Source organism: Gymnodinialimonas phycosphaerae (assembly GCF_019195455.1).
Classification (GTDB): Bacteria; Pseudomonadota; Alphaproteobacteria; order Rhodobacterales; family Rhodobacteraceae; genus Gymnodinialimonas; species Gymnodinialimonas phycosphaerae.
This window is the reverse complement of record NZ_JAIMBW010000001.1, coordinates 850,600-875,012: the sequence shown is the minus strand read 5'-3', so window position 1 is coordinate 875,012 and position 24,413 is coordinate 850,600. Positions and strand designations below refer to the sequence as shown.

Sequence of the window (24,413 nt, the reverse complement as noted above, 5' to 3'; positions counted from 1 at the left end):
TTTCTTGTGAAGGCTCAAAATATTCCTCACAGTGGACATCATGACGCGCTCAAACACATACAAGATCGGTTTTCTCCTGTTCCCGGGGTTCCCGATGGCATGCCTGACATCAATGATTGAGCCGCTGCGCGCGGCCAACGAAATCTCGAAAACGGAAACCTTCGAATGGGTATTGGTGTCGGAAGCACGCGAGAAGGTTCTGGCCAGCGCAGGGGTGTCGTTCGAGGCGGATATCGTTCTGAGGAGTGATCTGGCCGTCGATTGTCTAATCCTGCTCGCGGCCCCGAATTCACCCTTTGAGGCGGCCAGTACAGCGGGCCACCTGCGAGGATTGGCCCGCCACGGAACGACGCTTGGCGCGGTCTCAGGCGGGGTGTTTCCCCTGACGCGCAGCGGCGTTCAGGTCCGCGACGCGATATCTGTCCATTGGTGTTATGCGGCCGCGTTTGAGGCAGAATTTCCGAATACGCCGACCTCGGACCAAGTGATTGAAGTCTCCGATACGATCCTAACAGCTTCGGGCGCTGCGGCGGCGTTTGATTTATCCCTGCAATTGATCCGCACTCGGCTGGGTGAAGCCACTGCCACCGAGGTCGCGTGTTGGTTCCAGCACCCGATGATGCGTACCGATGACGTGCGCCAGTCCATCCCGACGATCAGCAGCGTCGCCAAGTCCGAACAGTCCCTGCCCGCCAATGTCGCCCGCGTGATTGACATCTATTCGGCGGCACTGTCCGACCCGCCGCGCCTGTCCGATGTCGCGGATGCGGTCGGCATCTCGCCCCGCCAGCTGGAGCGCAGTTTCAAGAAGGCCACAGGGCTCAACCCGTCCAATTACCTGCGGCGGATGCGGATGAAGGCCGCGCGGCAATTGGTGATGTACACCAACCAATCCTTCACCGAAATCGCCGAGGCCGTGGGCTATTCCAGCACGTCGATTCTGAAACGTTACTACACCGAGGTCTTCGGCCTCAGCCCGCGCGAAGACCGCGAGCGCATCAACTTGTTCCGCGTGAACGGCAATGTTCCGGTGCCCGCGATCTAGGCAACTGAGTGCATCGCCGTGACAAGCGCGTGATGCAGGGAACCGGCGGCAGAGCGTGGGCCAAGGATACGCACCCAATCGGAAGGGTCCCGCCGCAGCAGGAAGCAGCCAAGGTGATCAATCACCGTCCGCGTGCCGTCGCCGGTCTGCATGGTGCGGATGTCGATGGCGCAAAGCCGCTCCATCACATCCTCCATCCCGGCGCCGCGCAGGTCGAATACAACCCACGCATCGGTTTGCTCCGTCACGGAAGCGGTATCACCAAACCGCTGCTTGAGTTGATCGGCCAAATCCTCGTGCGTCGCGAACGGCGCGCCGATCATCCAGCTATCGGGGCTCATCCAGAACCCTGCCTCCGGATCATGCAGCTGCACCTTGCCCGGCGCCGGCACAGCGCCGATCACTTCAGCAAGGTGGGCACGACAGGCCTCTTCCTGCCCCATCCGCGCGGCAACAGAAGCCAGCGCTATATCGGGCCGTTCGGTCAGCGTGGTGGTCCCGATCATGTCCTCACGGGGGGAGGTGCCGCCCAACGCGGTCAGTGGTTGCAGATCATGCACGGAGCCTCTCCCCTTCCGGATCGACGAAATGGGCGCTGACGACTTCAACGTCGTGATCCACGCCAGTCAGCGGACTTACGAGGCGAATGACTTCACCGATCCGCGTGTCGCCGGATTTCAGGAAGCCGATGCCAATCGCACAGCCAAGGTTGGGCGAGTAGCAGGCCGAGGTGACATAGCCCTGATCGTGCGCTGCATCGACCGGGTCGCCTTTGGTCATCAAGTGTGCGCCGGCGGGCACGGTATTGGTAAAGTCCACGGGCTTGAAACCCACCAATTTAAGGGCGTCTTCCTCGTTCAGGCCCACGCGTTCCGAAAGGGTAGACCCAATCGAGTCCTTTTTCTTCGACACCATCCGCCCCATCCCGAGGTTGAGCGCCGTGGTCGTGCCATTCAACTCATTGCCCGCCGCGTGGCCCTTCTCGATCCGCATGACGCCGAGCGCCTCGGTGCCGTAGGGCACCACGTCGAACTCCGCGCCAGCCGCCATGATCTTGCGCATCAGCGCATCGCCATAGCGGGTCGGCACCGCGATCTCAAAGGCCAATTCGCCCGAGAAGGAGATCCGGAAGAGACGCGCCCGCAACCCGCCGCAGACCGTAATGTTGGCGCAGGCCATGAATTCGAACCCCTCGTTGGAGATGTCGAATTCCGGGTCCACGATCTTTTTCAGCAGCGCGCGGGAATTGGGCCCCGCGACGGCGTATTGCGCCCAAGCCTCGGTGGTGGAGATCAGTTGCACGTCGAGATCGGGGTAGAGGCATTGCCGCACGAATTCCATGTGGCGATAGACTGGCACCGCGTTGGCGGTGGTGGTGGTGACTACGAAATGATCCTCTGCCAGGCGGCCCGCGGTGCCGTCGTCCATGGCAATGCCGTCTTCACGCAGCATCAGGCCGTAGCGGGTCTTGCCGACGGCCAGCTTGGCGAAGGCGTTGCAGTAGATCTTGTTGAGGAACGTGGCCGCGTCCGTGCCCTGCACGTCTACCTTGCCAAGGGTTGTCACATCGCACACGCCAACGGAGCGGCGCGTTTGCAGCACCTCGCGATCCACGCTTTCGCGCCAATGCGTCTCGCCGGGTCTCGGGAACCACTGCGCGCGCAGCCACATGCCAACTTCGACGAAGACCGCGCCCTGCTCTTCGGCCCAAACGTGCGAGGGCGTCTTGCGGGTCGGGCGGAAGTCTACATCGCGGGATCGGCCCGCGAAGGCACCAATGGCGGTAGGCGTGTAAGGCGGGCGGAAGATCGTAGTTCCCACCTCGGGGATCGGTTTGCCCGCCAGTTCCGCCATGATTGCAAGGCCGCCCATGTTCGAAGTCTTGCCCTGGTCCGTCGCCATACCCAGCGTGGTATAGCGCTTGAGGTGCTCGACGGAGGTGAAGTTCTCCTGATGGGCGAGCTTCACGTCCTTCACGGTCACGTCGTTTTGCTGATCCAGCCAGGCGCGGGACGCCCCGGGAACGGTCCAATAGGGCGTGATGTTGACGGGCGCATCCTCGGCCTCGGGCAGATCCGCGCGGGCGGCGGTAATGCCGATATCGGCCAGTGCGGCGACAGCCTCGGCCGCGCCGGTTTCCAGCGCGCCGTGGGTGGACATATGCCCCTTCGCAGCACCGGCCACACGCAGGCCCGGAACACCCATGAGGTCCGGAACAAACGCCGCCAGCGCGTCATTCCAGACGGGTCGCCCTCGCTGGTGGCAGGTCATGTGGACATTGGGGTTCCACCCGCCCGAAACGGCCAAAGCGCCTGCCTCGATGGTCCGGCTAGAGCCATCGGCCAACTCTGCCTCGATGAAGCTGAGACCAAGTCTGCCCTTGCTGTCCACGACCTGCGCGCCGCTCAGGACCTCGTAGTTGTGGTTGATCGGCGCATCGAACCGCACGTCGAGAACGGCGGCGATCTTGACGCCCTTGGCATGCAGATCGGCGGCGGTGCGGTGGCCGTCGTCGTTGTTAGTGAAGATCGCCACGCACTGCGCCGGGGTAGCGGCAAAGCGGTTGGCGTAAGTGCGCATGGCACCGGCCAGCATGATGCCGGGGCGGTCGTTGTTGTTGAACGCGATGGGCCGCTCGGTAGCGCCGCCGCACAGGACCGCGCGCTGCGAATAGATCCGCCACAGGATCTGGCGCGGCTTGCCGGGAGCGGGTTCAGCCAAGTGATCGCTGACCCGTTCAACCGCGCCGTAGATGCCATGATCGAAAGCACCCATGATCGTGGTGCGCGGCATCACTCGGACATTGTCCATGGAGGCCAGTTCGCCCACGGCCTGCGCTGCCCAATCGGCCCCGCTGCCCTGCCCGATGGTGAAGGTCTCCGACGTCAGGCGGCCCCCAAGGGCAAAATCCTCTTCCGCCAGAATCACCCGCGCCCCCGCACGGCCGGCCGTCAAAGCTGCGGAAAGGCCTGCCGGCCCCGCCCCGATGATGAGCAGATCGCAATGCAGGAAGCCTTTGTCGTAGGTGTCTGGATCCGGCTCGAATGAGATCGAGCCAAGGCCTGCCGCCCGCCTGATGATCGGCTCATAGAGCTTTTCCCAGAACGCGGCGGGCCACATGAACGTTTTGTAATAGAACCCCGCCGTCAAAAACGGCGACAAGCGGTCGTTGATTGCCATGGCGTCGAAGGACAGCGAAGGCCAACGGTTCTGTGAGCGTGCCACCAGCCCGTCGAACAGCTCCGCCGTGGTGGCGCGGGTGTTGGGTTCCTGCCGCGCGCCGGTGCGCAGCTCCACCATGGCGTTGGGCTCTTCCGAGCCTGCTGTCAGGGGGCCGCGCGGGCGATGGTATTTGAACGAGCGCCCCATGAGGCGCACGCCATTGGCCAGAAGCGCCGAGGCCAGCGTATCGCCCGGATGACCTTGGAAAGACTTGCCATCGAAGCTGAAATTCAGCGTCGAAGCGCGGTCGATCTGGCCGCCTTGCAGTCGATTAACCTGGGTCATTTGCCGCGTCCCTCTGCACGGGCGACATCGCGGGCCAGTTGCACGTCCGAGATCTCATGGGTGGTGGTGTCACGCGTCACGACAAGCCAGGAGCGGTCGCCCTGCTCGTGGAACCACAGCTCTCGGTGGGTGCCTGCGGGGTTGTCGCGCAGGTAGCCATATTCCGTGAATTGCGCCAGCGCGTCCTCGGCCTCCCACGCGGTCGGGCGGTGGATCATCTTGGCGTCGCCCAGATAAGTGAATTCAGCGGCGTCGCGGGGGCCAAGGAGGGGGTGATTGATAATCATCTTGTCTAATTCCTTCGCAATCTCGAACCGCAAAACCGGTGCCCACTTTTGCTAAGACTGTTCAATGCAAATTGGGCTGATTGCCCATCCCTTTTTCGTCGATCATCCGGCCCGTCTCGAACCGATCAAAGCGGTAGGCCGTGGCCTTCTCATGCGGCTGTCCCGTCGCCAGAAGATGGGCGTAGGCCATGCCGCTGGCGGGCGTGGCCTTGAATCCGCCGTAGCACCAGCCACCATTGAAATAGAGCCCTTCGATATGGGTCTGGTCGATGATCGGGGAGCCATCCATCGACATGTCCATGATGCCGCCCCACATCCGCAAAAGCCGCACGCGGCCAAGCATGGGGAAGATCGCCATGCCGCCCTCGCACACGTCTTCGACGACCGGCAGGTTGCCCCTTTGTGCATAGGAGTTGTAGCCATCGATGTCGCCGCCAAAGACCAACCCGCCCTTGTCGGACTGGCTACAATAAAAGTGACCGGCCCCGAAGGTGATCACGCCCGGAAGAACCGGCTTCAGCCCTTCGGTCACGAAGGCCTGCAAGACGTGGCTTTCGATCGGCAGGCGCATGCCCGCCTTCGCCATCAACCGCCCCGACGATCCGGCGACGCAGGCCGCCACTTTGCCCGCGCCGACGAAGCCGCGCGATGTCTCGACACCCAAGCATTTGCCATTTTCGATCCGGAAGCCCGTCACCTCGCAATTCTGGATGATGTCTACGCCGCGCCTGTCCGCCGCCCGCGCGTAGCCCCAAGCGACAGCATCATGTCGAACGGTGCCGCCCCTGTGCTGCGCAAGACCGCCCTTGATGGGAAACCGCGCATTGTTGACGTTCAAAAACGGATAGCGTTTGAGGATATCCTCGGTGCTCATCAGATCCGCATCGGCGCCGTTCAGCATCATTGCATTGCCCCGCCGAACGAATGCATCGCGTTGCGCGTCAGAGTGGATCAGGTTGAGGATACCACGCTGGCTGACCATCGCGTTATAGTTCAGGTCCTGCTCCAGCCCCTCCCACAGCTTCAAGGACATCTCATAGAACGGCTCGTTCCCGTCGAGCAGGTAGTTGGAGCGGATGATCGTTGTGTTCCGGCCTACGTTACCGCCGCCGATCCAGCCCTTTTCCAGCACCGCGACGCGCGCTTGGCCGTAGACGGAGGCTAGGTAGTGCGCCGTGGCAAGGCCGTGCCCGCCGCCACCGATGATCACGTAATCGTAGTGCGATTTAGGCTCTGGCGTGCGCCATGCAGGGCCCCACCCCCGATGGCCGGTCAGCGCCTCTTTGATGACGCGAAATCCAGAATAGGTCATGGCAAAGGCCTCCTTCCGCACAGGATGCAGTCGAAATCGGACAGAATCAGCAGATACTTCGGACAATACCCATGCGAAATCGGACATCAGGCCAACATCCCGCCTTGCAGAATGCCATCTACGGTGTGAAAAATTCACCCCTTTCAGGAAAATTTCTTGATCTACAGGAAAATTACAGTGAACCTGTGTACAGGCGTTTGCGACGGCACCTCGAGATTCGATCATGGCGCTCGCTGGCCAAACCGCTCGGACCAATCCGAACACAGGCCCAAGACCTCGAGCATTAGAGGTCAGGCCGAACAGGGAGACTGCAAATGAGAAAACTCACCACCGCATTGGCAACCAGCCTCGTGGCGTTTGCACCGGCAGTTGCCGTTGCTGACAGCGAAGATCCGATCATCATTCCGATCCACAACTGGTCATCGCAAATCGTTATGTCGAACGTCGTGGGCCAAATATTCGAGGGCATGGGCCTGAACGTCGAATACGTGACCACGGACAGCCAAGCCGTTTATGAATCGATCCGCTTGGGCGACGTCACGCTTGAGCTGGAGGTTTGGGAAGGCGCGTTTGGCGCGTCCTTCGACGCCGCCATGGAAGCCGGCGGCATTGTCGAGGTGACAGCGCACGACGCCGTCACCCGTGAGGACTGGTGGTATCCGTCCTGGACCGCCGAAGCTTGCCCGGGCCTGCCCGATTGGGAAGCGTTGAACGCATGTTCCGCGCTGTTCACCACGGCTGAAACAGGTGAGCAAGGTCGCTACCTCGACGGTCCAGTTGACTGGCTCAAGCATGGTCAGGAGCGTGTCGAAGCACTCGGCATGGACTTCGTGGTTGTGAACGCGGGTTCTGCTGCGGCGCTATGGGCCGAGATCGCGGCCGCCGAAGCGGATCAAACGCCGATCGTTCTGTTCAACTGGACGCCCAACTTTGCCGAAGCCGTCTGGCCCGGCGCCTTCGTCGAATTCCCCGTTTGGGAAGACGGATGTGACGAAGACCCCTCGCTCGGCCCGAACCCGGACATGGCCTACGATTGCGGCAACCCCGCCGACGGCTATCTGAAGATAGCCGCATGGGAAGGCATGGAAGAGAACTGGCCTGACGCCTACGCGGTGCTGGAGCAGGTGTCCTTCACCAACGCCCAGATCGCCGAGATGGCCCGCCTGGTGGACATCGAGGAGTATGAGCCCGATGAGGCCGCCGAGATCTGGCTGGAAGCCAATACGGCCGTTTGGGAGCCGTGGGTTAACGGTTCCTGATCCATCTCCATTCTGCAAGGATGCCCCGTCCGGTGATACCGGGCGGGGTTCATTAAACGAGGGTCTCCATGGCGAACGACGCACCAGTCATTTCTTGTTCCAACGTCTGGAAAGTTTTCGGGAATAACCCTGAGGCCTATCTTCGGTCCATGCCGGAAGGACGTAGCTTCGATGATATCCGGGCCGACGGCTTTATCGCAGGGGTCCGCGATGTCTCGCTCGAGGTTCACAAAGGCGAAATGCTGGTGATCATGGGGCTGTCGGGCTCTGGAAAGTCCACCCTTGTTCGCTGCTTTTCACGGCTGCACGAGATTACAGCCGGTACGATTACGGTCGACGGAACCGACATTGGCAGCCTGCCCGAGCGCGATTTGATCGAATTGCGCCGCAGCAAGATGGGCATGGTCTTTCAGTCCTTCGGCCTCCTTCCCCACCGCACTGTGCTTGAGAACGTCGCCTTCCCGCTGGAGATGCGCGGCCAGGATCGCCATACCCGTCGTGACCGCGCGATGGAGGTGGTGAAACTCGTGGGACTTGAAGGCCGCGAAGACTATTTTCCACGCGAACTGTCCGGTGGGCAGCAACAGCGCGTCGGCATCGCGCGCTCTCTCGCGATCGAGCCTGACATCTGGTTCCTTGATGAGCCGTTCAGCGCGCTAGATCCCCTGATTCGCCGTGAAATGCAGGACGAATTCCTGCGCCTGCAAGGCATGTTGGGCAAAACCATCGTTTTCATCACCCACGATTTCGACGAGGCCCTGCGCCTTGCAGACCGCATCGCGATCATGAAAGACGGCGCGGTCGAGCAAATTGATACGCCCGACCAGATCGTCCTGAACCCCGCCACCGAATACGTGCGCAGATTCACCGAGGACATCGACAAGGCCCGCGTGGTTCACGCGCGCGTTCTGGCCGAAGCGGGAACCACCGCAGAGGGTGAAGCCATTGATGGCTCTGCCTCCGTGCACGATCTTGCCAAGCTGCTGATCACGGATCCGCGAGAGGCTTTCCCGGTCGTCGAGAATGGTCAGGCTCTGGGTGCGATGCAGAAGTCGCAAGCGCTCGAAGTGCTGTTGGGCCAACGATGAGTGCTGCGGAACATACGCTCTCCAAACCGACGGCATTTGGAGGCCTCGGCAGACAGAAGGCCGCGTTGATCTGCGTGGCCGCCGCCATTGCACTGACCATTGCGCAATATGCAGGCGTCCTACCGGCGGTACTGCACCGACTACCTGAAACCGCCATTCCGCCATTCGCCGATTGGCTCGACATCATCTTCAACTTCATCAAGGACGACCTTGGCCTTCTGACCCTGACCCGGTTCCTGACCGAGGGCTTGGAATGGATTCTGGATGTGACCGGCAACCTTCTGTTCGGGCGCCGTCGCTGGCCCTACCTTGGACCCATTCCATGGGCCGCCATTGCCGCCGCGGTCACCGTTCTGGGATATTGGCTGGGAGGGTGGCGCATGTCCGTTCTGGCAGGCGGCACGTTCCTATGGACAGCATTGATTGGTCAGTGGGAATTGGCGATGCAGACCATGTCGGTGCTGGTCGTCGCGGCCCCCATGGCCTTCGTCATCGGCCTGTCGCTTGGCATTATCGCGTGGAAATATCCCGCATTCGAGCGGACGATCAAACCGATCCTCGCCGTGTTGCAAACCCTGCCTTTCTTCACCTACCTGCTTCCGGCAGTGATCTTCTTCAAAGTCGGCCCCACGGCAGGCGCCGTTGCGACTGTAGTCTATGCCATTCCGCCGATGATCCTGATGACTATTCTGGGCCTCCAGAAGGTGTCTCCCGAAGTGGTAGAGGCCGGCAAGATGAGCGGATGTTCCCGGTTCCAGATGCTGCGCCACGTCTACATCCCGTCCGCCCGAACCGAGATATTGGTGGGCGTGAACCAGGTTATCATGCTGTGTCTGGCCATGGTCGTTCTGACCGCTTTCATCGGCATGCCCGGCCTTGGCGCGAAGCTGCTGGAGATGATGGGTAGCTTCCGCCTTGGCCGCTCATTCGAGATCGGAATAACGATCGTATTGCTCGCCGTCGCTCTGGACCGGATGTCGAAGGCGTGGGTTGCCAAGCAGCCCGAGCATTTCGAGAAAGGCACGCCATGGTGGAAACAACACCGGTTTGCGCTGATCGGGCTTGGGGTATTCGTCTTCTTCTACATCCTCGCCCAGTTCATCCCCTATTTGTCCGAGATCGGCCGCCGCCAAAGCCTGTCGATGGGTCGCGAGATTGATGGCATCATGCGCACCTTCCTGGCGCTCGATTGGGTGCGCGCGATTACCGGGGGCATGCGGGTGTTCTTCAACACCATGGTCTTCATCCCGTTCCGCAACTTCCTTCTGTCGTTGCCCACACCTGCCCTGATCCTGATGGTCATGGCCTTCGGGTTCGCGCTCGCAGGGCGCAGGCAGGCGATGCTGGCGGGCCTGTTTTTCTCTCTAGTCGCCCTATCGGGTTGGTGGGACCGCGCCGTAATCACACTTTACTCTGTGCTGGCCGCCGTCATTCTGGCCGCGCTGATCGGTCTGCCGATTGCAGTTCTCGCCGCCCGCAACGAGCGATCTGCCAAGCGAGTGCTCCTAGCCTGCGACACAGCGCAGACGTTCCCGAGCTTCGTCTACCTTTTGCCCGCGATCATGCTTTTCGGAATCACCGACATCGCCGTCATATTCTCCATCCTGATCTTCTCGACGGTTCCGCTTGTGCGCTACACGATCGAAGGGCTGCGGACGGTGCCGCTGGAAATCACCGAGGCGGCCGATATGTCAGGGGCCACGCGGATGCAGAAGTTGCTGACAGTGCAGATACCCCTCGCCTTCCCGACCATGGCCGTAGGCTTCAACCAAGCCATCATGTTCGCGTTCTTCATGGTCATCATTGCCGCCTTCATCGGCACGCAAGACCTTGGGCAAGAGCTTCAGCGGACGCTTGCGGGCACCAACCTTGGCACCAACTTCGTCCTCGGTATCTGCGTCTCTCTCATGGCGCTCAGCTTCGACCTGATCATCATGAAATGGGCATCGCTGCGGAAGCAGCAGTTGGGTCTGGAGGCGTAATTTCGGACGCACCCTGTGGATTTGCAATGGGTCGACAAGTACCCGACAGAGCGCGCCAGAAGGCTATTTTGTGTTGCACATATAATGCACACGACGCCATTTAACTCATTGAAATAAAACGAACCAAGCCAATCCATCGTTGGTGCTGATGTGGGTCGGAGTTTCCTAAGCATCGCGGCAATGAATGCTCGCTTCGTGACTCGTTGATGGGCGTTAATTCAGCATCCAAACGGAAACGCGCCAGTCAAAACCATGATTTCCCAACCAGGTCTGGAGAACGAGCAGCGCTCAAAATGCCTCCAAGGTATTCGTGTGGGCTGTTCTTCCGGACACATCGACAACATGGCGTGATGCTTTCCGCAACATGTTTACGCCCGGCAACACTAATCAAAAGCAACGGCGAACTTGGGAGGAATGGCCAGATCCTCGTCCAAGGTCCCCTTCAAGCCGACACCGGAAGCCGTGGTGCCCACAATGGATGCTTTTGAGCGTCGAAGCTCTCGGTCAACTCGGCTCGTGGTATGAACCGCTTTAGCGTCATAGCAACCACTCCACCGGAAGCATCCCTATCAAGATGATGGCGACCTGTTGAAACCAGCTTGCGCCGGGTTCCTCTTGATAGATCACCGAGTTGCCGTCCTCGAGAAGTTCGAGCCAGACCATTTTTCCTTCAGGCGTCAGTCGTGGCCGGTAACTGACAAAATCGAGGTGCCTGTCAAAGCGCTCGCTCATCTCCGACACGAGAGACGGGCCATCGATCAAAATCCCATTTCACAGTTAAGCATGGCCGAACGCGGGTCAAAATTGAAAGATCCGATAAATATGCGCGTCCCGTCGATTGCGAAAGTTTTTGCGCGCAGACTGGCACCTGACAAACCGAATGGCAGAATCTGCAAATCAGACCCAGGCGCCATGTCGCCGCGCGGTCTCAATTCATGGAGCGATATGCCCGCTTCCAGCAGTTCCCGCCGATACCTGGTGTATTCAGCATGGACCAAAAGGACATCGGTGGTGTTCTACGCATGCGTCAGAATGCGACCATCGATGCCTCGTTCTGACAGGTCTGTCAGGTACGTGGTTCCCTGCACTCCGGGCACGAAGTAAGCAGACACCAGATCCAGCCTGTTTTCGACACTGCCGAGTGTCTCCCCCACCTGCGTGATCATCAGTTGATCAAGTGTCGCGATCCCCTGCCCTTTTAGCGGGTCATCGGCAATAAGGCGCACCGTCGCCCATTCCAAAGACAATTCACCATTGGTGTGTCGATCAACACTGTTTTGCAGATCTCCTACAGGCGTTCCTGCCTCGGACGAGGACAAAACGTAGGCGACCTCCGTGCGCGACGGCGTTGTCTGTCTGCACAAGATAAATTTGCGACGTTTTGGATCTAAACGGCCCTCCTGTCTCAGCATTTGAACAAGTTCCCGCCTCATTCCCGAGAGACCCTTGATGTTGGGAAGATCGGCGCATGCCCACTCCGACGAGCGGGCGCCCAATTCCGTTCAAACCTGTTCCCTGGAACAGAACAACTAGAGGGTCAGCGGAAGAGAATGGCTATCGACGGTGCAGACATTCAAGGAGATGAACTGCCGCCCGGGTCAGTCCTATGCGGAGGGCAGTATTCGATAGAGAGATATCTCAACGCTGGCGGCTTTGGTGTCACCTATCTGGCGCGCGACAGCCTTGGCCGACGTGTTGTCATCAAGGAATGCTTTCCAAGCGCGCTGTGTTTCCGAAGCCAGAAAACGGTGCGCGTGCGCTCTCAAACCAGTACGGTCGAATTCGAAACCATCCTGGAGCTGTTCGAAAAGGAAGCCCGCGCGCTCGCAGGCCTTCAACACCCCTATATTGTGGGCGTTCACCAGTACTTTCGCGACAATGACACGGCCTATATGGCGATGGACTTCGTTGAGGGGCAGACGCTTCTCGATATCATCGAACGCGACCCCGCCCGCCTAACGCCGGACATGGTGAAAGCCCTTCTCATCCAGCTTTTGCAAGCTGTAAGCTTCATTCACCGTAGCGATATCCTGCATCGTGATATTTCGCCCGACAACATTCTGATCGACGATGACAACTTGCCCGTTCTTATTGATTTCGGGGCGGCCCGCGAAGATGCCTCGCGCGTCAGCCGCGCCTTGTCAAAGGTCCTGACCGTCAAGGATGGCTACTCACCGCAAGAGTTCTACCTTGCTGGCAGCGACCAAGTCTACGCCAGCGACCTTTATGCCTTGGCCGCGACGTTCCATCATGTCCTGTCAGGAACTGCGCCGACCAGCAGCCATTCGCGTATGGCGGCAGCCGCGCGCGAGGCCCCGGATCCGCTCAAGCCACTGGGGCGCATCGACGGGTATGATGCTGCCTTCGTGGGGGCGATCAACGCGTGCCTTAGCCTGTTCCCGAAAGATCGCCTGCAAACCGCCGATGCGTGGCACGAGGCGATCAACGCAGAATTGCGCAAGAAGAAGTTGATGCAATTGGCCGAGCAGGATGAGCACCTCGACAAAACGATCACCCAGCTTGTGAAAGACTTCTTCAAGGACTTCCAGCCCGTAAAGCCGGAAGCGAAAGGCGCCGCTACCCCCAAGGCCAAGGCGCCAGAGGCCACGCGCGCCCGTGTCGTTCCAGCGCCTGCCCTTGACCCGATCGAACCAGAACTCGACGAGGATCCCATCAAGACACCAGCGTCCCAGGACGACGGTCCCGTCGTCCCTGTCAGGCCGAACCGGCCCGCGCGACCGCGACGCAAAGCGGCCGCGGACGCGGAACCGGCGCTTTTGCCGATTGACCGCATTCGTTTGAAATACGCCAAACCCGCCCCCCCGGAAGAGACGGCAGTCGAAAAACCCAAGGGAACCATCCTGCCCGATCTGTTTGCGCGGTTGGGGCGGATGTCATCATTAGCCTCCAAACCGGACGGCAGCCATGATCCGACAGAGGAAAAAGTATGAGCATGAATCGCCTACGCAATGTTGCTGTCCGGATGCGACCTCTTTCGCATCAGTCTCCTGCGGAACACGCACACCCTTCCGAAGATCCCCACGCAAGAGCGGGGGCCGTGCAGCCACAACGGCCAAGGGCCGAGGAAGTCGTCCGAACAAGCCGTCGGCAGATCTGGGATCTGGAAGCGGATGAAGTCGCACGCGCGTCCCAGCCAGAGCCGACGCCAGAAGCCACGCCAGCGCCGATCCCCGCGCCGCGGCCCGCGAGCGTGGCGCGCGACGAACCTACGCCGCCGCTTGTACTATCGAATCCCATTGCGCCGGACACGCCCGGACCGGGTCGCGCCAAGACACGCATGCTTGGATTCCACGCCCAAGAGCCCGACGCGGGGTTGTTCGATGACAAGAAAGCCGCCCATGAGGGTCCGCAATTCCCGGCTGGCTTTCTGGTCGTCGTCGATGGTCCGGGGCGCGGCGCGTTTTTCGCGGTCACAACACGCGTTTCCTCGATCGGCCGGGCACCAGACCAGGACGTGTCACTGGATTTTGGCGACGAAAGCATCTCTCGCGAGGGCCACGCTTCGGTCGTGTACGACGATGAGCAGAACCGGTTCTTTCTAGGACAAGGCAACAAGGCCAATGTAGTGCGTCGCAACGATACACCCGTGCTGATGACGGAAGAACTGACACACAACGACACGATCAGGATTGGCAAGACATCGCTACGGTTTCACGCCTTTTGCGGCGACGACTTCACGTGGTCAGGCGCAACCACCGCACCGAAGGCAGGTCGCCCCGATGAATGAGCGTCAGCAGATCGAATTTGATGTGTCCTCGGCCCTGGCGATGGGCGCGCGCACCCGACAAGAAGACGCGGTGGCGGTCGCCTTCCCCGAAAAGGCGCGTCAGGGTTTTGCCGTTCTCTCTGACGGGATGGGCGGGCATGCCTCCGGAGACCTGGCAAGCCGCACGATCGTGGCCGAGATCTTCTCGGGCCTCACGCTTGGTGATCTGGAAGATGCAGCCCACCTTCCCGGCCTTTTGGGGGGCGCGATCACCAAGGCCAATGCCGCCTTGACGTCAAGCGTAGAGGGGCACCCGACACGCCGTGGTATGGGCGGCACCGTGGTTGCCGTCGTGGCCGCAAACGACAAACTGCACTGGATTTCGGTGGGCGATTCAGTGCTTTACCTGTTCCGCGACGAGACGCTGACACGATTGAATGAAGATCACTCGATGGCGCCAGAAATTGACCTGATGCTGGCGCAGGGGATGCTCACGGCCGAACAGGCCGCACATCATCCGCAACGCAACTGCCTGACATCGGCCCTGATGGGCGAAAAGATCGCCGCTGTGGATTGCCCGGATATTCCCGTGTCGTTGAAACCGGACGATATCGTCATTCTCGCAAGCGACGGGCTACAGTTCTTGCCTGATCCGATTATCGAAGCCCTTTTGCTGCGCGCGCGCAGCGAAAAGAGTGCAGACATTGCCTTGGATCTGTTGGATGCCTTGGCCACGCTGAATGATCCCGAGCAAGACAACACCGCAATCGTGGTCGTTCAAGCCAAGGCCTGTGCCGTGCGCTCCAGGCCGAACCGATTTCGCACAACATCTGATGCAATCCGCAGGGCCTTCCGTCGCGCTGTACCGCCGCCCGCTTACGTCACTACGCGGAGGGAATGATGCTGGAGTTCGCGCCCCACGATGCGGTTACAAAGCTTGATGCCCTTATCGCGTCGGCCAAGTTGCCAGCGCGAGAGGCGGACCAATGCTGCCGCCTTGCCGATACGCTCAGACGACCTGCCCGGGTCTGCCTCTTGGGGTTTGCCACGGGCGATATTGCGCGGGTTGCCCAGGGCTTCATCGGGGCCGAGAACTTGTTTTGTGGGGGCCTGCTGCCCGCGGTGGAGTTGCACTTTGGACAGAAGCTGATGTCAAAAGTGACCCTGGAAGACGGCACGACCCTTGAGGCGCCGGGCTGGCCGAGCGACGAAATCCTGCAGCGTGACCCGGTCTTTCTGCAGATCTTCCTGCCTGAGGATCGCCTGAGGTTAATGTCCTTGCTAGTTCTGGTGCTACAAGACGACCCGGCGATGCAGCGGCCCGCGTTATCCTGGGCCTCACGACGCAGCGAAATCACTGTCTGGTGCACACCAGCCTTCAACCATGCAGATGCCCAAGCCTTGAACCTGGCCCCAGAGCGCCTGACGCAACATGCATACTTGCTTGAGACCCGCCCGAATAATGCTGTGCCAAAGCATTCCGAGATCGCGCATTTCGCTGAAATATTCTCATTGCCACATCCGGAGGCATTGGACCTCACGCCCCTGACGAACCGCTTGATCGCCGACATCGAAGACGCGCGCGTTGCGGATCTGGACATGGCGCAGTTGATCTTGCACCGATTAGGGCACTTTGCGCCCAAGGACCGGGAGCAGGCGGGCGACGATACGCAAGTCACCCCGCACGCGCCCGCCCATGATCTGCGCCCCACGCTGTCCGAGCCATTGCTCTTTCTCATCGCGCGCACGGGTGAACTGGCCGAGCTGCTTTCGCCTGGCTTGGAACCTGAGGATTGGGTCGCGCGGGTTCTGTCGCACTGCAGCGAGACCGTTGAGGGGCTGCGCCACCGCGCCGCGAATTGGCCAGAGGACGTCGCGTCCGCTCAAACCCTGAAATCAACAATCGAAGACATCGGCGACATGATTATCCTGCTTGAAATAGAAGGCCAGGCTGAGCAGGCCCAGGACACCGCAGCCCTGTTGTTCCAGTTGCGCGTGGCGTTTGAGAAAGCCTTGGGTTGGGAGACCGTCTGAAATGCACCACGACCGCAAAATCTCGCCGCCCGTCAGCGGGCCGTCTCTCGAAAAAGACCTGTTCCACGGGCTTGATCCGCTGGTCAGCGATCTGCGCAACCTCGATGTGGCGTTGCAAAACCTGCAAGAAGCCGGGGACGACGCCAATCTAGGGGCAATCCAGAAACTGCACGGCCAACTTCGGGATTTCGAACCGTCGGTCACGTTCATTGGGCAGGTCAAAGCGGGTAAGACATCGCTCGTCAACGCGGTGACTGGGATGGGCAATCTGCTGCCTGCTGACGTCAATCCGTGGACCTCCGTGGTGACGTCCCTGCATTTGTCACCCACACTCGCGCCGGCCAATCAGCACGCATGTTTTCGGTTCTTTGCGGAAGAAGAATGGCGCAACCTGCTGAACACCGGCGGGCGTGTGGGCGAGCTTGCAAGCCGAGCGGGTGCGGATAAAGAGCTGGAAAAAGTGCGCCAGCAATTGAACGACATGCGACAGAAATCCCGCGCGCGCCTTGGGGCCAGTTTCGAGCAACTGCTGGGGCAAACCCATGAATACCGCTATATCGATGAAGAGCTGATCCAACGGTATGTCTGCCTTGGCGACGAGTTTGATCTCGATACCAATGCCGACAAGACCCAAGGCCGCTTCGCCGATATCACGAAGTCGGCAGATCTATTTGTCAGCAAACCCGCACTGCCGTTGAAGTTGTGTCTGCGCGACACGCCGGGTGTGAATGACACGTTCATGGTGCGAGAACAGATCACGGTGAATGCCATCCGTGGGAGCAGGCTTTGCGTTGTGGTCCTGTCCGCCAGCCAAGCGCTCTCCACCGTTGATCTGGCCCTGATCCGGTTGGTCGCCAACATCCCAACCCGTGACGTGATCATTTTCGTGAACCGGGTGGATGAGCTGGCAAATCCGCCCGAAGAAATCCCGGAGATCCGAGCGTCCATCCTGAAAACGCTGTCGGGTCAGGGCATTTCCGCAAACATCGAGATCATCTTTGGCAGCGCCCATTGGGCCAGTCACGCATTATCCGGGAAAATCGGCGCCATGGATCCGGCCAGTGCCGAAGCAATGATAAAACTTGCCAGGTTCGAAGCGACCCGGAAGAGCCTTCCAAAGGACCCTGTTGCGCTCGTCTGGAGCCTGTCGGGTCTTCCGGATCTTGGCCGCGCGGTGGCCGAGCGCATCGTCTCGGGCGAAGGCGCGCAAAGCATCGAGGCAATCGCGACCGGGGCGCGGAACGTTGCCAATGCAATTTCCGCCTCGCGCGCCATGTCGGATCGGCGGATATTCGAAGGGCCTTGCACGCCGGTGGATGCGGCCGAATTGAGCCGTGCCATTGATGCGATTGCCGCCACGACAATTTCCAGCCTCACACAAGAGCTTGATGACCTGCTGGTGGCGCTGGATGCGCGGCTGGAAAAATCACGGCACTCCTTTGTGTCGCGCGCTGTCGTCTCTTTGATCGAACATCTGGAAGCCCACGGCGAAGATGTTGTCTGGACCTACGATCCGACAGGGCTGCGGCTTCTTCTTCGATCCGGCTATCAGGTGTTCTCGGCCAAAGCGTCGCGCAGTGGTGAAGAGCAATATTTGGGATGCTCACTTAAACTGAAGAACCTGTTTCTAGAGAATTTCGCCCTTTCGCAGGTCGGCTTTGACCTGGAGTCTCCGCCGCTTCCCATGCCGGGCGTGCCGGTCACTTTGGGGCAGACCATTGCCCTTGATATCAAAGGGGGCTGGTGGACCAGATGGTGGCGTCGCAAGCGCAGCTACGCGGCATATGGAGAAGAGTTTCGCGCGCTGGTCGACGCGGAAATTGCACCGATGGTCGAAACGATCAAGGCAGAGCTGGCGACATCGTTCAGCCAAGCCCTCACGTCCGAACTGGAAGAGTTCATCGTCGGGCAACGCAATGTCTTCTTGAGTTTGGCCCAGAGATCGCAGGCCGACCTGGCGGACGTCAGACATCAGCAAGACGACGCATTCGACCAAAGGAACGCGTCGTTGAACGAAGCCCGGTCGATCTTGATGGATTTCGGCCGCACAGAGTCCGGGAAGGCCCATAGATGACCCTCGTCAAGACCGACAGTGACCCGCAAACCGGCAAGCGCCCCACCATCGCTTTGCTTGGCGAATTCAGCGCCGGCAAAAGCACCTTGGCGAATGTGTTGTTAGGTGCCGATCAATCAACCGTTCGTGTGACCGCCACACAGGCCCCCCCCATTTGGTACGTGTCCGGTACCGGCGCGCCCGTGCGGATTGGTACCGACGGCTCTGAGACAGAGCTTGACGCCGCTGGGATGGATAAGATCGATCTGCAAGACACATGCGCCGTGCGGATGCCGGTTCAGGCCGCATTCCTTGAACACTTCACGATCATCGACATGCCAGGAAGTGCAGATCCCAACATGTCGCCGGATATCTGGGACGCCCTGTTGCCCTTGGCGGATATCGCGGTCTGGTGCACACCGGCCACCCAAGCGTGGCGCCAGTCCGAGGCTGCGATCTGGGACATGGTGCCCGACACCTTGCGCGCTCGCAGCGTGTTGGTGGTGACTCGGATGGACAAGGTCACAGGTGCCACCGACCGGCGGCGGATCCTCGACCGCGTCGAGCGGGAAACAAGGGGCCTGTTCCGCGCGGTATTACCGGTCTCGTTGCTGGAGGTCAGCAAACCCATCGATCAATGCGAGGCATCGGGGATGGGAGCCGTACTGCGCACGCTTGCCGGTGCCATGAGCCGATCCCCTGTTCAAAGCTGCGCATCTTTGCCCCAAACGGCGCCCCCTCCATCGGCTCCGGAAAAGGAAGGTCCCAAGATCATTCCGCGCCGCGTCTCGGCTCAACCTTTGCCACCGAGGCTGCGCATCGTAAGGCGGCCAAAGCCACAGGAAACCACGACATGAGCGCCAACACCCAAATGAAGTCCGACGCCACCGCCATCACGCGCGAAGGATTGTCCGCGTTCCGCTCACATCATCCCGACTGCGTCCTGGCGCTTTGGACGGATATCGAGGCGCGCCTCGTCCTCTTTGTCGATAGTGACCTTCGCCACCCACAAGAGGGTCTTGACGCGTTGGGCAGCATTGCCTCCTGCGTCCTCGGCGGGGCACCTGAAACAGCGCCCGACAGCGCGGTTTTCGTGGAACCCACGGGCAACAGCCTGTTCTTGCGTGACAAAACGCAGGCAACGCACGCCTTGGTCTGCACGTCCGGGCCCGGGCTTGACCCCAATGATCTTCTTCTTGCCATGACCGAGTTCATGTCATCCCCGGCGGCAATGGACGTTGCGCAATGACACATGTTCAAACCGTGCGTGATACGCTGTTGGCGACAGCGCAAACGGGGTCTCTCCTGAACGCCCGCTTGATGCCATCAGATCCCGACGACGCGTTGCGCCAGGTTGCGACCTCTATCGACAGAACGTCGCTTGAATGTCGCCTTCAATTCACGCTGTCCGACAAGACAGAAATCGCCTTGGATGCGCGAAACCGACGCCTTCTTCAGTTTTCTGCGACGTCCAAGGACATTCACGGAGTGGCGGCGCCCACGACCCGCTGCATCTCTGAAAACGGAACGGAGATTGCTCAGCAACTCCGGGCCATTTTGGACGGCAAAACGATCATTCGACAGCGCTTCATCGATGATCCGGCCATCGAATTTCCGGCAACGTCCGGCGTGTCGGCTGCCCTTATACTGCAATGCCTCGACCACGACCCCCGGCCCCCTGCGATGGTCAATTTGGAAACCGTTTTGACCGGGCTTGTCGCGACGACGCCAGCGAAAATCCTGGGGGCATGTGTCCTGACCTCCGAGGACATTTTCGTGATCGACGGATCGGACGAGCAAGTGCTTGCCATGGTGGATTTGGCAAAACCGGTTCTGGGCGTTGCTGGGACGGCGGCGTCGGACAGATCTTGCAAGTTTCAGACCGGCGGCGTTTGCGCGCTCAATTGGGGCGGTCCCAATCCCCGCCAGCTTTTGATTGCAAATGCAGCGCATCAGGTGGGCCTTGTCCTGGTCGAGACCGACCATGGGTCGGACCTGTTGACTGAGCTAAGATCCCAACTGCACCGCCCCTAGTTCCGCGACGCCGCCGCCGCCCATGCCATGCCCCGGCGCAGGATCGTCGTCACCTGAGGGTGGCGCAAATCGTCCAATTCGTGGCCGATGGAGCAATAGAACACCCGGCCCTTGTCCCAACGCCGCTTCCAGACCACGGGGATCACCGTGCCCTCGATCCACCAAAGGTGATCGCCCGAGAAGGTCGTCGTCGCCAGCACTTCGTTCGAGGGGTCGACCAGCATGTAATATTGCTCGGACGTCAGGCGAAAGCTGCGGATCCCCTCCATGATCGGGTCAGCGGGGCGTGTCACCGTGACGTCATAGTCGATGTAGTCCTCGCGGGGTTGAAGGTTATCGGGCCAGCCGGGCGGATGGGCCACGAACTGCCCGCCGATCAGAAAATGATACGTGGGGCGATCGCGGAAGGCATCGCCCATATGGCCATGCCAGCCCGCAAGGCCACGCCCCTCTCCGATCAACTTCAGGAGTCCGTCTTCCTGGGCCTTGGTCATGTTGCCGAACTCGGCCCTGTGACCGGACCGGGCCGAGGACCATATCGGGACGATCAGGTCCACATCCGCCAAACCATCCGGCTCCGCCAGCGGATCCAGCGTGTCGTAAACGTCCACCTCGAAACCGTCTTCGATCAACAGGTCGCGGCACCAATTGGCGAAGGCGGATGGGTCGTGGCCTTCCCAACCACCGGCAAAGAGCGCTGCTTTCATTTGGTTTTCTCCTGCATGTAGGCCACGATCGCGGCCATGTCGCGGTCCGCAAACCCCGCCGCCGCAGCATCGTCCAGAAGCGCGCGGGTGATCTGGGATTGCGGGATTTCGACCCCAAGCTGCCGCGCCAGGGCGCATGTCACCGCCATATCCTTTTGTGCCAGCGCAACGGTGAAACTGACATCACCGGACATATCATCGAGGTAGAGGGGTTTGCGGTACGACAACATCGGCGCGGCGGCGGCGCTTTGCTCAATCACGCCAAACGCCGCCTCGCGCGGGATCCCTGCAGCCTGGGTCAGGGCCAGCGCCTCGGCCAGGGTCTGGTTGAGCCCGTGGATCAACATGTTGACGCCAAGCTTCATCACCGCGCCCGCGCCAGGGCGACCAAGGTAGACGGTGTTGCGGCCCATGGCATCAAACAGCGGTCTCACGTCGGCCCCCGTGGCCGCATCGCAGCCCGCCATGATCAGCAATTGCGCGTCCCGCGCCGCTTGCGTGGCACCCGACACCGGGGCATCGATAACGACGGCCCCCTCCGGCGCACGGGCGTTGAGATCCGCGATATGGTCTGGGCTCATCGTGCCCATTTCGACAAACAAGCGTGCGCCGGTGGCGGCAAACAGGCCGTCGGCGCCAAAGTGAACCTGCGCGGACGCGGGATCATCGGCCAGCATGGTGACGACGATCTCGGTGGTCTCTGCAAGCTCTCGTGGGGTTGCGGCGATGCGCGCGCCGACATCCCTCGCCGCGTCCTGCGCCCGGTCACGGCTGCGGTTCCACAGAACCATGTCGTATCCCGCACTGGCAAGGTTGGCCGCCATCTCACGGCCCATCCGGCCCAGGCCAGCAAACCCCACGCGCATCACGCAGCCTCGTTGGCGATGCCCGAGATGGCTTGGATCAGGTTATCTTCCGTCACCTCCGCCGCGCTGAATTCACGCATGATGCGGCCATTATACATCGCCACGATCCGGTCAGAGACGTGAAGTACCTCGGGCATCTCAGACGAGATGACGATCACCGCATAGCCTTGCGCCGCCAGATCCCGCAGCAGGTTGTGGATCTCGGATTTTGAACCCACGTCGATGCCGCGTGTCGGCTCATCCACGATCAGAACCTCCGGCCGCATCGACAGCCACTTGCCGATCACGATCTTCTGTTGGTTCCCGCCGGAGAGGTTGCCCACCGTCGTGCGCCAGCTTGGCGCCTTGATTTGCAACCGGTCGCGGTATTGATCGTAGATCGAGATTTCCGCCCCTTCCGCCACGAAAGGTCCTGCCCGAAGGTCACTGACCTGCGGCAGCGTCATGTTATCGCGGCAATTCATGCCCAGAACCAACCCCTGTTCCTTGCGGCTTTCGGGGACAAGCGAAATGCCTTTGGCGATTGCATCGATGGGCGACGTGATCGTGACCTCCTCACCTTTGAGCATGATACGGCCAGAGGTTGGCGTGCGCAGACCAAACAGGGTTTCCGCAATCTCGGTGCGGCCTGCCCCGACCAGACCGTAGAACCCAAGCACCTCCCCTTCGCGCACTTCGAAGGTGGCGTCGTTGAACAGGCTCCCGCAGGACAGACCTTCGACGCGAAGCGCCACAGGCCCAAGTTCAACCGGCGCGGTGTTGCGGCTCAGGTCGAGGGAACGGCCGATCATCAGTTGGGTGACTTCATCCTCGTTCGTCTCGGCCGTGGCCAGGGTGCCGCGATACTCACCGTCGCGCAGGACCGAGATCCTGTCGGTGATCTTGAAGATCTCTTCCATCCGGTGAGAGATATAGATGATCCCCACCCCCTGTGCTTGCAGGTCTGCGATGACGTCGAACAGCACGACCTTCTCGGAGTCGGTCAAGGACGCCGTCGGTTCATCGAAAATCACGGCCTTGGCATCCACCGTCAGCGCGCGCGCGATTTCGACCATCTGTTGATTGGCAATCGACAAACTCCCCACCACGGTGCGGGCGTTGAAACCGACCTTCAGTTTTTCAAGGATTGCGTCGGTGCGCGCATAAAGCGTCGCCCAATCCACAACCCCGAAACGCCTGAGGGGCAGCTCGCCAAGATAGATGTTCTCGGCCACCGAAAGCTCCTCTGCGAGGCTGAGTTCCTGGTGAATGAACATCACGCCGTTGGCCTTGGCCTCCAGCGGATTGTTCATCACGGTTTCACGCTCGGCGATGAATATGCGGCCTTCGTCGGGCTGATAGATCCCGCCCAGAACCTTCATCAGGGTTGATTTGCCGGCCCCGTTCTCGCCCATCAGGGCGTGAACTTCGCCCGGCAGAACCGAGAAGCTGACGCCATCAAGGGCCCGCACTCCGGGGAACGTCTTTACGATGCCCTCAAGACGCAGGGCGGGTGTCTGATCGGTCATACCTTCAACTCCCCAGTGGATTTGCGATTGAGTTGACGATCCAGGAACAGGACGGCGATCAGGATGCACCCGATCACGAGGTTCACGGTTTCACTGTCCGCGCCGATATGGCCAAGACCCTTGCGCAGCAGCTGAATGGCGATGACACCGCCGAAGGTCCCGATCACCGAGCCCTTGCCCCCCGTCAGCTTTGTACCGCCCAGAACAACCGCCGTGATGGCCCAAAGCTCGAACAACATGCCGTCGTTCGGGTTGACCGACCCGCTGGCGGAATAGAATGCGACGGCGGACAGCGCGGACAGGAACCCGATCAGGACGAAGTTCATCACGAAGTGCGGCCCCACACGAATGCCGGCATTTACCGCAGCCTCGCGGTTGTCACCGATGGCATAGGCGTTTCGGCCATGGACCGTGCGGCTCATGATCAGCCAGACGACGACGACGACGACCAGAAAGATGATCGCCGGGGTCTCTACCCCCAGAATGTCGGCCTCGGCCATGTCCACCAGGGTCCAATTGAGGTTCGAGGTCGGCTGCTCACCATTGTACATGAACACCAATCCGCGATAGCCGAGCATCGCGCCGAGGGTGACAATGAAGGCGTCCACGCCGGTTTTCCAAACGATGAACCCGTTGATGAACCCAAGAACGCACCCAGTCAAAAGCGCGAGGCAGGCACTGACCGGGATCACCCAATCGCCGAGGGCGTCGAACATCGGCCAAGACATGGAATCCAGCATCACGATGGCGCAAAGCGCGAAGATCGCCCCCACCGACAGGTCGATGTTGCCGTTGATCATGATCACGCACATGCCGACCGCAATGATCCCGATGGGCGCGGATTGCTTCAGCAACAACAGCATGTTGTCGAGGTCCATGAAGGCCCGTTCAGACAGCGAAAGGTATTCGCCCGCAATCGAGAAGAAGATCAGTTCCAGTACGATGAAGCCCCAGATGGCCCCACTGCTGAGCAGGTTTTTCAGACGATCTTGCTGCATGACGGC

The 24,413-nt window shown here is 60.5% G+C and carries 23 protein-coding genes; 12 read left to right on the top strand and 11 right to left on the bottom strand.

Going from position 1 to position 24,413, the window contains the following annotated elements; genetic code table 11:
* The first annotated feature begins 112 nt into the window (after nt 1-112).
* Complete coding sequence (locus KUL25_RS04330) at nt 113-1,045, top strand: GlxA family transcriptional regulator (protein WP_257891815.1); 933 nt, start codon at nt 113-115, stop codon at nt 1,043-1,045.
* Here KUL25_RS04330 and KUL25_RS04325 read toward each other — a convergent pair.
* From KUL25_RS04325 to KUL25_RS04310, 4 genes are all read right to left on the bottom strand, one after another.
* Nucleotides 1,042-1,605 (bottom strand): sarcosine oxidase subunit gamma, encoded by a 564-nt coding sequence (locus KUL25_RS04325; RefSeq protein WP_257891814.1) that lies wholly within the window; start codon nt 1,603-1,605, stop codon nt 1,042-1,044. The genes KUL25_RS04330 and KUL25_RS04325 overlap by 4 nt on opposite strands.
* The gene (locus KUL25_RS04320; RefSeq protein WP_257891813.1) at nt 1,598-4,552 is read right to left on the bottom strand and encodes a sarcosine oxidase subunit alpha family protein; all 2,955 of its coding nucleotides are present in this window, start codon (nt 4,550-4,552) and stop codon (nt 1,598-1,600) included. Before KUL25_RS04320 ends, KUL25_RS04325 begins: the two co-directional genes overlap by 8 nt.
* Entirely contained in the window at nt 4,549-4,839 is a 291-nt protein-coding gene (locus tag KUL25_RS04315; protein WP_257891812.1) for a sarcosine oxidase subunit delta, read from the bottom strand. The genes KUL25_RS04320 and KUL25_RS04315 overlap by 4 nt, the downstream gene beginning before the upstream one ends.
* A gap of 61 nt (nt 4,840-4,900) precedes the next feature.
* Nucleotides 4,901-6,151: a sarcosine oxidase subunit beta family protein gene (locus KUL25_RS04310; protein WP_257891811.1), complete on the bottom strand. Its 1,251-nt coding sequence runs from the start codon at nt 6,149-6,151 to the stop codon at nt 4,901-4,903.
* Between the two features lie 314 nt (nt 6,152-6,465).
* Between KUL25_RS04310 and KUL25_RS04305 the strand changes: the two genes are divergently transcribed.
* The 3 genes from KUL25_RS04305 to KUL25_RS04295 all read left to right on the top strand — a co-directional run bounded on the left by KUL25_RS04305 (nt 6,466) and on the right by KUL25_RS04295 (nt 10,480).
* On the top strand, nt 6,466-7,410 hold the full coding sequence (locus KUL25_RS04305) for an ABC transporter substrate-binding protein (RefSeq protein ID WP_257891810.1): 945 nt from the start codon (nt 6,466-6,468) through the stop codon (nt 7,408-7,410).
* 68 nt (nt 7,411-7,478) lie between these two features.
* Nucleotides 7,479-8,498, top strand: a complete 1,020-nt coding sequence (locus KUL25_RS04300; RefSeq protein WP_257891809.1) for a quaternary amine ABC transporter ATP-binding protein — start codon at nt 7,479-7,481, stop codon at nt 8,496-8,498.
* Nucleotides 8,495-10,480: an ABC transporter permease gene (locus KUL25_RS04295; protein WP_257891808.1), complete on the top strand. Its 1,986-nt coding sequence runs from the start codon at nt 8,495-8,497 to the stop codon at nt 10,478-10,480. Before KUL25_RS04300 ends, KUL25_RS04295 begins: the two co-directional genes overlap by 4 nt.
* Nucleotides 10,481-11,017: 537 nt before the next feature.
* Here the strand turns inward: KUL25_RS04295 and KUL25_RS04290 are convergent.
* The 3 genes from KUL25_RS04290 to KUL25_RS04285 form a co-directional block, all read right to left on the bottom strand.
* Nucleotides 11,018-11,212 carry a phospholipase D-like domain-containing protein gene (locus KUL25_RS04290; RefSeq protein ID WP_257891807.1) on the bottom strand — a complete coding sequence of 65 codons (195 nt, stop codon included), beginning with the start codon at nt 11,210-11,212 and terminating at the stop codon, nt 11,018-11,020.
* Nucleotides 11,213-11,238: 26 nt separating this feature from the next.
* Nucleotides 11,239-11,412: a phospholipase D-like domain-containing protein gene (locus KUL25_RS21830; protein ID WP_345791017.1), complete on the bottom strand. Its 174-nt coding sequence runs from the start codon at nt 11,410-11,412 to the stop codon at nt 11,239-11,241.
* Between the two features lie 84 nt (nt 11,413-11,496).
* Nucleotides 11,497-11,892 carry a phospholipase D-like domain-containing protein gene (locus tag KUL25_RS04285; RefSeq protein WP_257891806.1) on the bottom strand — a complete coding sequence of 132 codons (396 nt, stop codon included), beginning with the start codon at nt 11,890-11,892 and terminating at the stop codon, nt 11,497-11,499.
* 138 nt (nt 11,893-12,030) lie between these two features.
* On the opposite strand from KUL25_RS04285, the gene KUL25_RS04280 reads away from it, so the two are divergent.
* The 8 genes from KUL25_RS04280 to KUL25_RS04245 all read left to right on the top strand — a co-directional run bounded on the left by KUL25_RS04280 (nt 12,031) and on the right by KUL25_RS04245 (nt 20,328).
* The gene (locus tag KUL25_RS04280; protein WP_257891805.1) at nt 12,031-13,431 is read left to right on the top strand and encodes a serine/threonine-protein kinase; all 1,401 of its coding nucleotides are present in this window, start codon (nt 12,031-12,033) and stop codon (nt 13,429-13,431) included.
* A 107-nt stretch (nt 13,432-13,538) separates the two neighbouring features.
* Complete coding sequence (locus KUL25_RS04275) at nt 13,539-14,228, top strand: FHA domain-containing protein (protein ID WP_257891804.1); 690 nt, start codon at nt 13,539-13,541, stop codon at nt 14,226-14,228.
* The gene (locus KUL25_RS04270) at nt 14,221-15,108 is read left to right on the top strand and encodes a PP2C family protein-serine/threonine phosphatase (RefSeq protein WP_257891803.1); all 888 of its coding nucleotides are present in this window, start codon (nt 14,221-14,223) and stop codon (nt 15,106-15,108) included. The genes KUL25_RS04275 and KUL25_RS04270 overlap by 8 nt, the downstream gene beginning before the upstream one ends.
* Entirely contained in the window at nt 15,108-16,241 is a 1,134-nt protein-coding gene (locus tag KUL25_RS04265; protein ID WP_257891802.1) for a hypothetical protein, read from the top strand. Before KUL25_RS04270 ends, KUL25_RS04265 begins: the two co-directional genes overlap by 1 nt.
* Before the next feature lies 1 nt (nt 16,242).
* Nucleotides 16,243-18,315, top strand: a complete 2,073-nt coding sequence (locus KUL25_RS04260) for a dynamin family protein (protein WP_257891801.1) — start codon at nt 16,243-16,245, stop codon at nt 18,313-18,315.
* Complete coding sequence (locus KUL25_RS04255; RefSeq protein ID WP_257891800.1) at nt 18,312-19,151, top strand: P-loop NTPase family protein; 840 nt, start codon at nt 18,312-18,314, stop codon at nt 19,149-19,151. Before KUL25_RS04260 ends, KUL25_RS04255 begins: the two co-directional genes overlap by 4 nt.
* A complete protein-coding gene (locus KUL25_RS04250; protein WP_257891799.1) occupies nt 19,148-19,543 on the top strand; it encodes a hypothetical protein in 396 nt (131 codons plus the stop codon). Before KUL25_RS04255 ends, KUL25_RS04250 begins: the two co-directional genes overlap by 4 nt.
* Entirely contained in the window at nt 19,540-20,328 is a 789-nt protein-coding gene (locus KUL25_RS04245) for a hypothetical protein (RefSeq protein WP_257891798.1), read from the top strand. The genes KUL25_RS04250 and KUL25_RS04245 overlap by 4 nt, the downstream gene beginning before the upstream one ends.
* Here KUL25_RS04245 and KUL25_RS04240 read toward each other — a convergent pair.
* Genes KUL25_RS04240 through KUL25_RS04225 form a run of 4 tightly spaced genes read right to left on the bottom strand, consistent with a single transcriptional unit; the run spans nt 20,325 to nt 24,407 of the window.
* Nucleotides 20,325-21,035: a ThuA domain-containing protein gene (locus KUL25_RS04240; protein ID WP_257891797.1), complete on the bottom strand. Its 711-nt coding sequence runs from the start codon at nt 21,033-21,035 to the stop codon at nt 20,325-20,327. The two genes, KUL25_RS04245 and KUL25_RS04240, sit on opposite strands and share 4 nt — an antisense overlap.
* Nucleotides 21,032-21,901: an NAD(P)-dependent oxidoreductase gene (locus KUL25_RS04235; protein ID WP_257891796.1), complete on the bottom strand. Its 870-nt coding sequence runs from the start codon at nt 21,899-21,901 to the stop codon at nt 21,032-21,034. The genes KUL25_RS04240 and KUL25_RS04235 overlap by 4 nt, the downstream gene beginning before the upstream one ends.
* Nucleotides 21,901-23,409: a sugar ABC transporter ATP-binding protein gene (locus KUL25_RS04230; RefSeq protein WP_257891795.1), complete on the bottom strand. Its 1,509-nt coding sequence runs from the start codon at nt 23,407-23,409 to the stop codon at nt 21,901-21,903. Before KUL25_RS04230 ends, KUL25_RS04235 begins: the two co-directional genes overlap by 1 nt.
* A complete protein-coding gene (locus tag KUL25_RS04225) occupies nt 23,406-24,407 on the bottom strand; it encodes an ABC transporter permease (RefSeq protein WP_068355050.1) in 1,002 nt (333 codons plus the stop codon). The genes KUL25_RS04230 and KUL25_RS04225 overlap by 4 nt, the downstream gene beginning before the upstream one ends.
* Between the last annotated feature and the right edge of the window lie 6 nt (nt 24,408-24,413).